General features: G+C 48.9%; 10 protein-coding genes and 1 pseudogene. 2 read left to right on the top strand and 9 right to left on the bottom strand.

Features of this window, described 5'->3' with window-relative positions; translation table 11 throughout:
• Window positions 1–175: 175 nt before the first annotated feature.
• Together BUB59_RS05200 and BUB59_RS05205 are read left to right on the top strand one after the other, a co-directional pair.
• Window positions 176–1,834: a sodium-dependent transporter gene (locus BUB59_RS05200; RefSeq protein WP_073226508.1), complete on the top strand. Its 1,659-nt coding sequence runs from the start codon at window positions 176–178 to the stop codon at window positions 1,832–1,834.
• Window positions 1,835–2,018: 184 nt separating this feature from the next.
• Window positions 2,019–2,486, top strand: coding sequence for a RidA family protein (locus tag BUB59_RS05205; protein ID WP_073226512.1), 468 nt, complete (start codon window positions 2,019–2,021; stop codon window positions 2,484–2,486).
• An 88-nt stretch (window positions 2,487–2,574) separates the two neighbouring features.
• On the opposite strand, the gene BUB59_RS05210 is transcribed toward BUB59_RS05205, so the two are convergent.
• The 9 genes and pseudogenes from BUB59_RS05210 to BUB59_RS05250 form a co-directional block, all read right to left on the bottom strand.
• Window positions 2,575–3,078 carry an HD domain-containing protein gene (locus tag BUB59_RS05210; RefSeq protein ID WP_073226515.1) on the bottom strand — a complete coding sequence of 168 codons (504 nt, stop codon included), beginning with the start codon at window positions 3,076–3,078 and terminating at the stop codon, window positions 2,575–2,577.
• 21 nt (window positions 3,079–3,099) lie between these two features.
• Window positions 3,100–4,686, bottom strand: a complete 1,587-nt coding sequence (locus BUB59_RS05215; protein ID WP_073226519.1) for an ATP-binding protein — start codon at window positions 4,684–4,686, stop codon at window positions 3,100–3,102.
• Window positions 4,687–5,250: 564 nt separating this feature from the next.
• Complete coding sequence (locus tag BUB59_RS05225; protein WP_234979952.1) at window positions 5,251–5,796, bottom strand: hypothetical protein; 546 nt, start codon at window positions 5,794–5,796, stop codon at window positions 5,251–5,253.
• 60 nt (window positions 5,797–5,856) lie between these two features.
• A pseudogene (locus BUB59_RS15800) lies at window positions 5,857–6,060 on the bottom strand (FISUMP domain-containing protein); the annotation flags it as partial.
• 107 nt (window positions 6,061–6,167) lie between these two features.
• Window positions 6,168–6,890 carry a hypothetical protein gene (locus tag BUB59_RS05230; protein ID WP_234979953.1) on the bottom strand — a complete coding sequence of 241 codons (723 nt, stop codon included), beginning with the start codon at window positions 6,888–6,890 and terminating at the stop codon, window positions 6,168–6,170.
• The gene (locus BUB59_RS05235; protein ID WP_143160235.1) at window positions 6,887–7,975 is read right to left on the bottom strand and encodes an RNA-directed DNA polymerase; all 1,089 of its coding nucleotides are present in this window, start codon (window positions 7,973–7,975) and stop codon (window positions 6,887–6,889) included. The genes BUB59_RS05230 and BUB59_RS05235 overlap by 4 nt, the downstream gene beginning before the upstream one ends.
• 141 nt (window positions 7,976–8,116) lie before the next feature.
• The gene (locus BUB59_RS15755; RefSeq protein WP_073226533.1) at window positions 8,117–10,984 is read right to left on the bottom strand and encodes a fibrobacter succinogenes major paralogous domain-containing protein; all 2,868 of its coding nucleotides are present in this window, start codon (window positions 10,982–10,984) and stop codon (window positions 8,117–8,119) included.
• Between the two features lie 28 nt (window positions 10,985–11,012).
• The gene (locus tag BUB59_RS05245; protein ID WP_073226536.1) at window positions 11,013–11,930 is read right to left on the bottom strand and encodes an FISUMP domain-containing protein; all 918 of its coding nucleotides are present in this window, start codon (window positions 11,928–11,930) and stop codon (window positions 11,013–11,015) included.
• A gap of 36 nt (window positions 11,931–11,966) precedes the next feature.
• On the bottom strand, window positions 11,967–13,508 hold the full coding sequence (locus BUB59_RS05250) for a hypothetical protein (RefSeq protein ID WP_143160236.1): 1,542 nt from the start codon (window positions 13,506–13,508) through the stop codon (window positions 11,967–11,969).
• Window positions 13,509–13,894: the final 386 nt, after the last annotated feature.

The raw sequence follows: 13,894 nt of genomic DNA on the forward strand, positions 1-13,894 counted from the left end.
TGTTCAGTGGTTCTGTCTCAAAGTTATTAAAAATACTGGCAGAAACGCCCCTCTTTTTTTCATTTCCTGTATACAGGCGTAAATGCTCAAGATTTAAAGAAGAAGCCTCTTCCGCCAAGGTGTACACGCAGAAACTATTACTACATTTCCAAGGAACATAAAAAGGGATTAGAATATGTCCAGAGATAATTGGGGTTCAAAGATTGGCGTGATCCTGGCGGTTGCCGGTTCTGCAGTTGGTCTTGGCAACTTTTTACGATTCCCGGTGCAGGCTGCTACAAACGGCGGCGGCTCCTTCATCATTCCTTACCTCATCGCCTTCCTGCTTTTGGGCATTCCCCTTTCCTGGATGGAATGGACCTTAGGCCGCGCCGCTGGTGCAAGGCGTCATGGTACAGCGCCTGGCGGTTTCCATTACCTGCTAGGAAAGAAGTCCTGGGCAAAGCACTTGGGCTCCCTCTGCATTTTGCCCCCGCTGTTCATCACTTTCTACTACATGTTTATCCAGTCCTGGATTCTGGCCTTTACCTACTATTCCGCCACAGGAACCCTGATGGACGTGGTGAAGGGCGGCTACGGCCCCATGAAGGAATTCTTCGGCAATTACATTATGCTGAACACCCAGCTGGGTCCCTTCCCCGCTGCCATCGTATTCTTCCTCATTACCTTCGCTTGCAACATGGCCTTGCTCTCCTTCGGCGTCCGTAAGGGAATTGAACGAGTGAACAAGATTACCATGCCCATTCTTTTGATCATGGGCCTGATCCTGGTGGGACGCGTCCTGACCATTGACGGTATCGGTCAGGGTCTTGCTTTCGTGTGGAACCCCAACCTTTCTGAAATTGCAAACCCCACAGTCTGGCTGGCCGCTTCTGGCCAGGTGTTCTTCACCATGAGCCTGGGCATGGGTATTGTATTCTGCTATGCTAGTTACCTGAAGCCTAAGGAAGACCTGGTTCTTTCCTCCCTCACTGCAGGCGCCACCAACGGTTTTGCCGAAGTGATTCTGGGCGGAACCATCGTGATTCCTATGGCAGTTCTCATTGCAGGTAACAACATTGAAGAATGTGCCAAGCTGGGAACCTTCGGTCTCGGCTTCCAGACCATGCCTTTCGTATTTGGCCAGCTGCCCTTTGGCGGTTTCTTCCAGACATTGTGGTTTGGCATGCTGTTTATTGCTGGTGTCACCAGTGCCATCTCTATTATCCAGCCCCTTATCAGCTTCTGCGAGGACGACCTGAAGCAGAGCCGCAAGGGAGCCATCACCTCTGTCAGTGTAGTGACATTCCTAGGCGGTCTCGTCGGAATCTTTGGCCTTGCCGCCGGTGCGGTTGACGAATTTGACTTCTGGGGCGGCAGTTTCCTTCTGGTGTTCATCGGAACCATCCAAGCATTCATTTTTTCCTTTGTTCTTGGTAAACGTAAGGCGAAGCAGGCTGATGGTTCCGATGAATCCGAGGCATTTGCCCTGATGAACGAAGGTGCGGCATTGAAGCTTCCAAAATTTTTCAGATTCATCATCCGTTACGTCTGCCCCGCCTACCTGGCCATTGTACTTGTGGCTTGGCTCGTTCACGACGGCTGGGCAGTAGTAAGCCTGCAGGGAGTTTCTCCCGATGCAATGGTGACTTTCCTGGGCCACCAGATGAGCCAGATTTCCTTCACCTGGGGAATTCGTATTTTCCTCCTGGTGTTAACCATCTTGCTGAACGTACTGATTTACTTCGCTTGGAAGAAGGGCGATCCTGCCGATTTGCCCTCTAAGCACATCCACAAGCAAGACATGCCTGTAGGTGATTCTGACGAAGTTGCAACTTCTAACAAGGAGGCCTAATCATGGAACTTTCTACGGGTGGACTTATTTTCATGGTAGGCTCCTGGGCCGCCATCATCGCGCTCTGCGTTTTCTGCTTCGCCAAGGTTTTAGGCGGCAAGAAAAAGTAGTCCTGTAATAAAAAGATTGTACGGAAGAACAAACACAGAGTTCCCTGGAGGGAACTTTAAAATGGAGAAATAAAATGTTCGCAATTAAGAAAAAAGTTGAAGAACTTGGTCTTGTTCTACCTGCTGTCGCTGCACCTCTGGCAGCTTACGTTCCGGCCACTCGCGTGGGTGACGTGATTTTCGTATCCGGTCAGCTCCCCTCTGTAAACGGAGACTTTTCCGCTTATACCGGAATCGTCCCCACCGCCCTGACTCAGGAAAAAGCAACGGAAGGTGCCGCCATCTGTCTGTTGAACAATATTGCAGCAGCGGCAAGCATGCTGAAGGAAGGCGAAACTCTAAAGCTGGTACAGTTGCAGGGTTTTGTCCAGTCTGACCCAAGCTTTAAGGAACAGCCTGCAGTGCTGAATGGTGCAAGCGAACTGGCCGTCAAGATTCTTGGTGAAAACGGCAAGCACGCCCGTACTGCGGTTGGCGTTGCGGCATTACCCAAGAACGCAGGCGTTGAAGTCAGCTGCACTTTCCAGGCAATCAAGGCTTAACTTTTTAGACGCTGGAAAAGTTTAAGGGCGAGTCCACGGGACTCGTCCTTTTTCATTACTGGATTAGAGATTCTGCGGATTCAAAATCCTAGAAATCGAATTTCTTCAGCCAGTCGCGAACGGCGTAGGTGGGAACATCCGCCTTGCGGACATGAGCGGCCACGAAGCCGCCGGCGGTAGAAGCCATCTTCTGAGGGTCCAGTCGAATTCCCACACGTCCAAGATCCAAGCGGTCGGCATCATAGCAGGTGTCGATGGTGGGGTCACCCGTAGAGCGTTCCGTCGTATGGTTCTTGCAGGCGTGATAGAGTTTCTCAAACTGTTCGTCTGTGATTTCGAAAAGCTTTTCTTCGCGGCACTTCTTGGCGAATTCGGCTCCGCGGCCACCATGGGTTTGATCGTAGCCATCGCTTTCTCGCTTGGAATCGTGGAAGAGGGCGAAAAGACGCACTACGGTAATGTCGGCTCCGGTTTTCTTCGCCAAAAGCAGTCCGTTAAACTCCACCTGGCGCCAATGTTCCAGCCCGTGGATTTCGGAATCGTAAACCCGATCCTCGAAAACGAAGTCTTGTAACGCAGCGAAGTCGATCATAGGGAACAGCAACAATACAAACTATGCGATTTTCCACTGACCCAAGGTGCGTTTTTCCGCATCGAAGGCGACGCCAATCTTGAACAGTTTTTTCGGGGAGCCGTCGGCAGTCTTGGTCACGGTGTAAGGCACCAGATACCCCTTGTCGTCGATTTGTCTGAGAGCATCGTCGGCAGTACCGTTTGCATCAAGTTTGAATTCAAATACGTAAACAGCGTCGGCGGTTTCCACCACGGCGTCGGCGCGGCCTGCGGCGGTACGTTCCTCGCAACGGACAAGGTACGGCGTCGCAATTCTGAATATCAGGTAGAAAATAGTTCTATAATGATGTTCGTTCTGCTTTTCGGCGTCGTAGGGAATGCTCGCCATGAACGCGCGCATTTCTGTAAGCGCAGTTTCAATGTCACACGCCTTCATCGCCGTCACGAAGTGGTCCAAGAACTCGGAGGTTTCCTCATCATTTTTTGACACATACGAATTCGTCAGCAAATCCAGCATTCCATTACGAACTTCATCGTTGGGGAACTGCAATTTGAACGGACGTACTGAATCCTTTTCGTAACCCTTGATGGTCAAATATCCACTTTGGTATAAAACCGGGATGGGAGTCTCTGCGGTTTCTGTAGGAGCATCAAAAGTTCTCTGTGCAACAGAAAAACCACGATCATATTCTTCGGGACTCAGCTTATAACGGGCCATGGCCTTCACAAGCATGGTCGGCGTGCCCGATGCAAACCAATAGTTTAAGAAATTCTGTTTACCTAAAGAGTTTATCAAGCTAAACGGATTGTAGATATCCGGTGAGTTTTCGCTGAAGTGGTAACCATCATATCGGCGCTGCAAAGTTGCGACAGCCTCGTCGTAGGTCATTTTCTGCTTGTCGGCGAGTGCCTGGATTTCGGGCTGCATCTGGGTCAGCAGTTCTTCCTTGGTGATGCCGCAGATGGCTGCATAGTCGTCATCCATGGTAATGACATTCAGGTTGTTCAGTTCGCTAAAGATGCTGAGCTGGCTGAACTTGCTGATACCCGTGAGGAACACGAAACGAAGCATGCCGCCAAGGGCCTTGAGGGGCGCGTAAAGTTCCCGCATCTGCATTCGGATACGTTCTAGCGCACTCGCATCGCCCATAGCCTCAAGAACGGGAGCATCGTATTCATCAACCAAGACAACGACTTGCGACTTTGTCTGGTTATTTGCAGCTTCAATAATACGCCTAAGCCTTGCGCCCCATGCCTGGCTAGTTGTCTTGTCCAAACAATACTCTTTTTCGTAAGACTCCAGATTCAGGCTCATGTTCTCGGCAAACTTATCCTGGTCTGTCGATTTGACCGTGCTCATGTCCAGCCGGATGACCGGATACTTTTTCCACTCGGTCTCCAGGCGTTCCATGGCTAGGCCAGTGAACAGTTCCTTGCGACCTTCGAAATAGCATTGCAATGTGCTAATCAAAAGGGACTTTCCAAAACGGCGAGGGCGGCTGAGGAAGTAATACTTGCTTGTATGAGTCAACTTGTAAACAAGGTCCGTCTTGTCTACATAAAAGAAGCCTTCGTTGCGAATGCTCGCAAAATCCTGGATGCCGATGGGAAAATTCTTTAACGCCATGTTTTAAATATAACAAAAGGCGAGAGAAGTAGCCACGCTTGCGTGGATATTTCCGAGCCGCAGTATATGCATGCGAAGCATGCCATATAACAAAAGGCGAGTGCAGCGACCGCCGAGTTTACTCGAGCGGGCATTGCCGAGCCGCATTATATGCATGCGCTGCATATCAAAACAATACTTAAGCAAAAAAAATTGCTCATTATCAAGTTTATAATCCTATTTGCAAATCACGATAAGTCACCAACGTCCGCACAATAATTCCGAATAACAGACTTATTCACGAAAGTCCAGTCATTTCGCAAGTATTTTCTTGGGGGCGATATTTTTTTGCAAAGTTTCTCAACTTTTTTTCTAAACACCTCTTTTTGCTTTTCAATTAGAAGATAATTAGCCTCTGACTGATTCTTACTCTCAAGTAATTTTTTTTCATAGGCAAAGTCACTAATTGAGACGGATTCAATCAGATCCTTAATTGTCTTAAATCTCAAGTTTTGTTTTGTAGATATAATGCGCCATTCCCGTTCATCTTAATATGAATATCGCTTTATAAATGGGTAAAGCAATTTATTTGGCACAAGAATTTTCTGTTTTTTTTTCTTCTAAATGGGGTATATACATAACAGGGTAAAACAGAATTTTTTCACCCAGAAGTTCCAGAAGTTTTCGACCATTAAAAATAATCAGTACAGAATTCTCTTTGAAAGCATAATTTTGCCACATTAAAGATGTTTTTTGCGTAGTTATACAAGACGCATAAATCTTTTTTCCATGTTCAATTTCATAGGAATAAGCTTCAATAAAATTTCTATCAACATGATCATACCACTTCGGAGGAAATCCTAACTTTAATACTTTCTTATCTACAAGCAGCTTTAGTTTATCATAAGTAGTAAACCAATAAAAGTGGTAATTCTTTTCCCCATTGACAAATTTACCATATTCCTCTTTTCTTAAAAAGAATTTTTTTAAATCTTCTTTTTCTTTTATAGGATTGAATTGCAATGAAGATAATGTATCCTCTTCTGATTCCACATATTTTCCGTTTTCAAAGCGCTCGTTTGTATCATTCACAACATTTCCCTTCTCAAGCCGTAAAGTATTCCTTCTCATATTTTCCTTTTTTAGAGACATCTTTGTTGCAAACCGATTGCCAGAGGAGTTGCGGAGGCAACGGACAGAAAAGCCGTTGTTCTTATTGTTGTTGTTCTCGTTCACGTTCGAGTTATTGTAGTTGAAGTTCTTGTTGTAGGCGTTATTACTATTGTTCTCAGTAGAAGACCAGAAGTTCCCGTTGTTGCCAGCATTGTTGAAGCTACCATTGTTGTAGTTGCCAGCAGGAAGGACGGAGAAACCCTTACAAGAATTTCGCAGCAACTTTCAGCGGAAACAGCAAAAGCGGACAACAGCCGCGATTCACCATTCCCGACAAACTCTACTCGCCCTGCATATCAGCAGCGAGTATGCCGCCCAACTCCAGAGGTTCACTCCTGCACATCAAAGCAACAGGATTCCGACCTTAGCAAATTCTGCATTCTGTCAAAACGATCGTTGAGCATTTTCCACACGCCACTATCAAATTGCTTCACATCATGCATTATGCGAGTGCGAATGCGCATCTGTTCTATCTCATAAAATATTTGCCGTTCATCCAGAGACTCACCTCGTTTAAACGCCACGTGTAGTTTTACCGCCAGTTCCAGAGATTCATTTCGCAAGGAATCACCAGTTCCAAAACGAAAATTACGGTGCAGCCTAGAAGTAAAATTTGTAAGAGCCACAGCATTGTCATAAGCTTCGCGGTAAAGACGCAATTTTAATGACTCCTGAGCATTAACAATAGGCAAAGTTTGCTCTTTAGCCCTAACGGCATTAGACACGCAACCATTTTTCCAAGAAGAAAATCCTTCCAAAGGTTCAATCCCATGAACGGCAATTCTCTTTTCGTCTTGGCATTCTACCGAATACCCAAACGACTGGGCTACAGCCATATACTTATCCAAGGCAATTTTCGGGAAACCAATGCGCACAATGTCGCAAGCCAGTGACAAGTTGTGAACAGCACTTACCTTGCATTCCCGAAACCTCTTGCAAAAACGAAATGCAGACCTTTCATAAGCCTTGTAAAACGAGCCTTCCAAATAAAGATAGATGGAGGATTTGTTCGTTTCTTCCAAAGCATATATTTCAGACATTTTCATATTCATGTTCCTTGTTGAATAGACTGGGTAAGCCGATATGCGTTATAATGCCCCATATAGCCCAGGTAGCTTTGAACTCTACTTTTCTGCTTATCTTCATCACGGCAAGGATTCTTTACACATTCTACAAAGTTTTTAACCGTACGCCTACCCGGGTAAGTGCGGTACGGCAGAATATAGGCTCCAAGCATAGGAAAACCTTTCTGTATAGGTTGAAGCCTTGTTTTCTTTTCATTTAGATTCAAATGCAACCGTGATTTAAGATAATCCCGAATCTTGAAGATTGCTTCTAAAAGAACAGACTTGTCGTGATGAACCAGAAGCATATCATCAACATAGCGGCCATAGCAGCGAATTTTCAGCTGATGCTTTACAAACTGGTCCAATTTATTCAAGTAGATATTACCAAACCACTGGCTGGTAAGATTACCGATGGGAAGTCCACAGTTTACTGAAGTTCCCCGAAGGCTCTTGTTTAACGGAAGATCGTTCCACGCACTTGGCGGGCTTCTAAAAATAGCGTTATCTAGGGGATTATTGTAGATAAACTTTTTTAGAAGGAATATGCACAAGTCCTTATCGGGAACACCAGACCACTTGCCTCGGCTCAAGCCTTCTACGCAAAGCTGGTACAGAATATCGCGATTGATTCCCATAAAGAAACCGCTAATGTCTAGACGAAGAGACCAACACTCCCTTGTAAAATCTCGACTTTCAGACACCATAAAATACTTTGCGCGGCTCACGGCAAAATCGGTTCCACGGCCAACACGGCAGCTGTAGCAATCATGAATGAACTGTCGGTCGAATATGGGGCAAATCCAGTTACACAGCAAATGGTGCACAACCCTATCACGAAAGTTTGCTGCAATGATTTCGCGTTTTACAGGAGTTTCGTTGATAAAGCAAATGGATGGCCTGAGATCATACGTTCTTGAAGACAATTCTCGCGATAAATCATAGATAGACTGTTCCAGGCTTAGTTCAAACTGCAGCTGGTTTACCGTGTTCCTTTTATGGCGACGTGCTTGATAGTACGCCTCCAGTAGAGGGAGAACCAAGTCATCTGCCGTTAAAATTTTTGATTTCACGACACTTATTCTTTTATTCAAAATTTTGCAAACAAATTTTATCCGCGCTTCGCGCGGCCGCCCCACCCCGCCCGGCAAGGCTCGGCGGGGTGGGGCGGCGCAACCCCTGCCTTCGGCTTGGGGTTGCCTAGAGGCAGGCTCCTAGTTGGAGTCGCGGAGGCAACGGACAGAAAAGCCGACGTCCTTATTGCCGTAGCTCTCGTCCACGTACGAGTCATCGTAGTCGAAGTACTTGCCGTAGGCGTCATTACTACTGTACTCAGTAGAAGACCAGAAGTCCCCGTAGTCGCCAGCATTGCCGAAGCTACCACTGTAGTAGAGGCCAGCAGGAAGGACGGAGAAACCGTACGCATCTTCGCCATTGCCACTGCTGTTCCAGCCACTTGTTGATTTCAACTTGGTTCCCGCGGTAGAGGTTCCTCCAATAGCACGCCACAGGGTGCTCCAATCGGAGTTGCTAGGCAGGTGCCAGCCCTCGGGGCAGACGCCTCTCACCACAGTCGTTGAACTTGTCGAAGCGGCTGCACATGTCGTGCCATAGCCACAACCCTTGCCTGCATCGCTGAACACTGCGGCAGAGTCCATGGCGGCAGACCACAGATACAGGCGACCAGTCACTTCGCAGTTCACCTCCTCGTTATAATAGCAATAGCTCTTTGCGGTTCCCTCGTTGTAATCGTAGTTCAGGTTCTGCGCCATCCAGGTCTGGGTTCCGATGGTTACAATCTTGTAGGTCTGGTTATCACGCATATCCGTCATGGTACCGTAGGTGATATTCGGATTCAAACGTGCATCCCTGGGATATGCCCAGGACCAACCTCCCATAAGACTCTTCCAGCCGTCCGCCGAGCAGTAGTACTTGTTGGTTGCGGTAACCACACCGTTTATGACCTGGCCCACATCTTCGCTTGAACACATCTGTCTGTAAGTGTCGTAATCAATCGCCGCAGCCTTTACCCAGCCGTTAGTGCGGCATACATAGTATGTTTCGCTATAGAGTCCAACGGAGTCAATCAGGTTCGTGTAGCAGCCGCCAAGTGTCTTGGACTGCCCGTCAGTCACTTCTCTCCAGCCAGTCGTTCCGTTGCAGGCATATACCTTGCCCGTATTCACGCGTCCATTCATCAAGTCACCATCCGTTGTAGCAGAGCACTTTGAACGAGCCTCGTAAGTGTCGTTGTAAATATCGGGAGCCTTGACCCAGCGGTAAGATGTATCTGCAACACCGGTCGCACATACATAATACAGGCCGTTTACCTTGACAGCAGAAGTATCGTTGAGGGACCCCTCGGTGCAAGCCTTACCGCCATCAGCCTTCTGCTTGTACATGAGGCTATCTATGGCCGTTCCAAGTCTCCACTTATTATCTTCATAGACATACACAAGGTTCGCGTTCACTCGACCGTTGCGCACATCGCCAGTCTTGAAGTCGTGGCCCCAGCCAGCAGTATCCTTCTCGATATCGGTTGCCACACGCCATTTAATACTATCGGCATCCACGCAAATAAAGCGTTTCTTGTTCGCTTGGCTCGTGTAGCTTGCGGCGTAGTCCTTGCTTGCTTCGCCATTGCTGTTAGTGGCATTCTTCACGGTGCCAACAGGAACAGTGTCGCTGCCGCAGACGCCAAGGCCATATTCGCGACTCCAGAAGTTGCGCAGATACTTTTCAAAGCCAGGCACAGAACCGAGGCTCCAGCCCTTCACATAACCTCGATAAACACCATATTTTTTAGCATTGTCCATATCGGCAGCCCACTTGGCAATGGTGCCGCGTGTAGCCTTGTCGTCCCACTTGCCATCCTCTTCAATGTCCTTGCCGAAACTGGCCAGGAGCCCGCTGAGGTCAGCCTCGGAGCGGTCGCCCTGCAGCAAGATGGAAATCGCAAGGAGGGCTGCGTTCTGGTCGCCTTCGCCAAACACATCCAAGTCTTCGGAATAGCCAAAGCCGTTGTTATCAATACCGAATGCCGCAAAGATTTCCTTCTGGGCGCGTTTCTTGGAAGCCTTGATAGTGGATTCCAGACCGTTTTCCATGAGGTAGCCCACGCGGTAATATTCCAAGTGGGTCAGCAAGTTGATGTTCACGCTGTTGCGGGCCTGCAGATCGGAATATGCATTCAGGACGATGCTGGAGGTACTGTTCTTGCCTGAGACTTCGTTACGGTAAAAGCCGTTTGCCGTCAATCGCACATAGCTGGATTTCAGGGAAACGTTGTTCACGCTGAAACGACCGTCATCGGTAATGATTTCGCCACCGAAAGTGCGACCGGTCTGCACCAGGCTACGGCTACCATCCAGTTCAAAAAGCGTCACCGTGGATCCGTTGATAAAAGGTCCTTTCTGGGAAACGCCGCTCAACTTCGCAAGAGAGACCACATCTTCACCGGGAACAACAACCTCCCCACTACCGCCGTTCAGGTTCATGCTGAACTGGTCATCACCGCACTGAATTGTCACAGCATCTTCCGTCTGGGAAACGACCTTGCAGCCTACGCCAGGGTCGCCATCTGCGCCATCCTTGCCATCGGCACCAGCAACACCGGTATCACCCTTGTCGCCTTTTTCTCCTTTTTCGCCATCTTTACCATCGGATCCTGCAACACCTTGTTCGCCACGTTCACCTTTGGTTCCAGCATCACCTTTGTCCCCCTTGGCTCCATCGGCACCATCTTTACCATTCAGCACCACGCCGATGGAATCCCCTGCGCAGTAGATGGCGACACCGGAACCATCCGCAAGGTTCTTAGTCTCACAACCAAAATCTGCAGCAGCGCCGGATCCGCCGATAACATTCCACTTGCCATCCACGCAAATGCTTGCAGCACCCTTTTCCTTGACCCAAACCTGGTCACCTTCATTATCCGCAGTACATTTAGGCAAACTTGATACAAGATCAACAATTTCCATCCCGCTAGTATAATTATTGGTGATATTTTCCGTTGTCCCGGAATCGCCACAGGCAATCAAGGTTAGAGGAATCGCAAATCCTGCAATTTTTGAAATTTTCATTTTTCACCTCGTTATTAAAAAACTTGAATTAATCTTTCAGGCAGCGTACTGAATAGAAATTAGACTGTTCCTTGTAGCCATCGATAAAATTCTGGTTCGATGACGACAGGTACATGTAAGTGGCCATCATGCCTCCTACATCGGTGGAACTCCAGAAACCGGCAAAGCCTCCTAGAGAAACGAATTCTTCCTCTTCGGCATCATAGTATCCGGCGGCCTTGGCGTTAAACTTGCCGCCAGACTGTCCGGGCTTCGCCAACCATGTTTCACTGGACTTCAGATCCAGACCGCCATTGTTTCGAGTAACCGTCGTCTGCAAGGTAATCCATTCCTCCTCGGTGGGCAGGTGCGTGCCCTCGGGGCAAGCGAATTTCGCTATGTCAAAACTGTACAGCCGACCGTAAATTTCGCAGTTTTCCTCATTGTCGCCATAGCACTTGGAACCTTCCAAAGCCCTATAGGAATTTTCCGCAAGCCAACATTGGGAACCATACTTTACCGTCGCATATTTTCGACCGAGATACTCTTCAGAATCTACAATGCTATCCAGGCCGCATCTGAATGTTACGGCAGAGGAACTGGATTCTATCGGATCAGGGACCTTGGAAGAAGAACTGCCGGGATTGTCAACTGCGGAACTTCCTGCAGATTCGACCTTCTGCGAGGAGCTGGACGGATTGACGATTACCACGTAGGTGGTGTCCTTTTTGCTGCTACTGGACGAGTCATCGTTCTTGACGCTGGAGCTAGAAGCACCAGAAGTTTCCCCACTGCTGGAGGATTTTTCGCCGTCATTTTCATTGCCCTGGGATTCACCCTTGGAGCTACTGGAATCTATGCTTGCGGTGGCGTCCTGCATCAGGTCGATGTCGTAGTTGTCATAGACGGAACAGGAGACAAGCAGGAGGGCTGCCACAAGGAGAATGAAGCGGGAGTTTTTTCTCATAATTCGTAATTCATAATTCATAATTATCTCCTCCCCTTACAGGTTCCAGAACAGCGTGACATAGCCGCCGTTGCCGAGGTTTGTTATCACATCAAAGCCGGCTTCCACGCCGAACATTCCGAAGCTGTAGAACACGCCAGTCTTGAACTGCATCCATTCCTCGGAATCCTTTTCCGGGATGGCGATGACCGCGGTCTCGCGAAGGCCGAAGTCCAGGTAGCCCAATTCCAGCTGGGCCACAGGCGCAAAATAGACGCGCTGCAGACCGTCGCCGATACCTGCGCCCACATAGACGCCCGCACCGAAAGCCACATGGAATTCAGCCTGGTCGCCAAAGCCCACTCGCAGGCGGGCCGCCGCAATCAGGTCCGGCAGAATCATCAGCTGATCTTCTTCAAGAGCAAAAGCCTTGTAGTTCTTGTCGCTGAAGGGTGCAAACGCAGCGGACACACCCACCCAAGGCGAGAAATGAACACCACGACGGTTCTCGACAGCGGATGCAGCCTCCGCAGCCTTGGCGGCCTGTTCCGCGGCATAGATGCTATCCAGCGCAGCCTCGTCCTCCTCGGGACCAAAATCCACGCCGGCGTTGTTGCCCTGATTTTCCCAGATCCAGCGACCGTTCAGACGAGCGGACTTTTCGGCAAACTGCACGGAACCCTTGAACTTCTGAGGTTCGCCGCGCTTGATGACCACAGGCTCGCCGGCGACCTTCACGGCCTCCTTCTCGAAACGAATCTGCACCGGGCTTTCTGCAGCGGGGCCAGCACTGACGCGGGCGTGGAACAGCTTGACGCCATTCAGGTAGTAGGCGCTGCGCACCGGCTTTGCGATATCCATGAAGACCGTGGGTGCGTTGACATCCGCAGTGTCGGTTTTATAGACGGCCAGGGATCCATTGCCGGCAAGGTCCGCATTTAAACTTTCAAGACGTTCCAGGAAGTAGGGTGCAAAACCCTCGCCGTCCTGACGCACCACCATTTCGCGGCAGGTCTCGCCCCACTTCTGGGCAATTTCAAAAGAATGCCTGCGATGGTTGGGTTCGTACTGCAGGGTAAAATCGTAGTTGGCCTGGAAGCCTTCGCTGAGAGGTTCCAGGAACACGCCGCCCTCCAGATTCAGGAACTGGTCCTTGCTCTGGGCGAAGCTGTAGAGAGCGTCTACGCAGGCGTTGATCTGCAACTTGCGATCCTCGAGGCCGCGGGCCGTCTCCATGTGACCCAGCCGCACCTCGCCGGTGACCTTCATGTACTGTTCCTCGAAGGCGGGCAACTCAACCCGGTAAAAAGTCCAGCACTCGTCATCCATCACGTCGTTAATGCTGATGGAAGAACAGCGGTCGTTCATGGCGGTAATGCGGTTGGTCCGCTCCAGCAGGGAATCAAGCCCCTCGTTCTTGCCCTCCACAGAGGCCTTCAACTTTTCCAGATCCGCCTGACGCTGGTGAAAAATCGCAGGATCCTGCACGAAAATGGACGCAGATTGGGTTTCCGCAGGCGACTCGCCCGCCGGAGACTGGGCGAATGCCGCCCCTAACGTTAAACCTAGAGCAGTTATAAAAAATCTTTTTTTCATCATAAGTATTACTCTTGTTTTTAAACGCAAAAAAGGCCACGTCAAGACAAGACGCGGTCCACAGAAGGCATCGCTGAATTTGCGACGCGGTTAAAATTTACGGATTTTCTTAAAGATTTAGCACACCAAGGGAGCTGATTACAAACAAACTCTCTAGCCCCCCCCCCTGCACATATTGGCACTAGCAAGAACGGACAATACGGAAAAAACGATGCAACAAGCAACGCCAGTCATATACCCATACACCAGTTTTGAGCAAAAAATTCTCACTCTGGTAAATATAAGTTAATTTGTGGCGATTTCTAATCGCTAACGCATAATGTTGAACTTTTTCAAAAGATACTCATTTGGTGTTAGGTAGTCAAGCCTTTTTCTTGGTCTATTGTTCA

The sequence above is a fragment of the Fibrobacter sp. UWEL genome (assembly GCF_900142535.1).
GTDB lineage: Bacteria > Fibrobacterota > Fibrobacteria > Fibrobacterales > Fibrobacteraceae > Fibrobacter.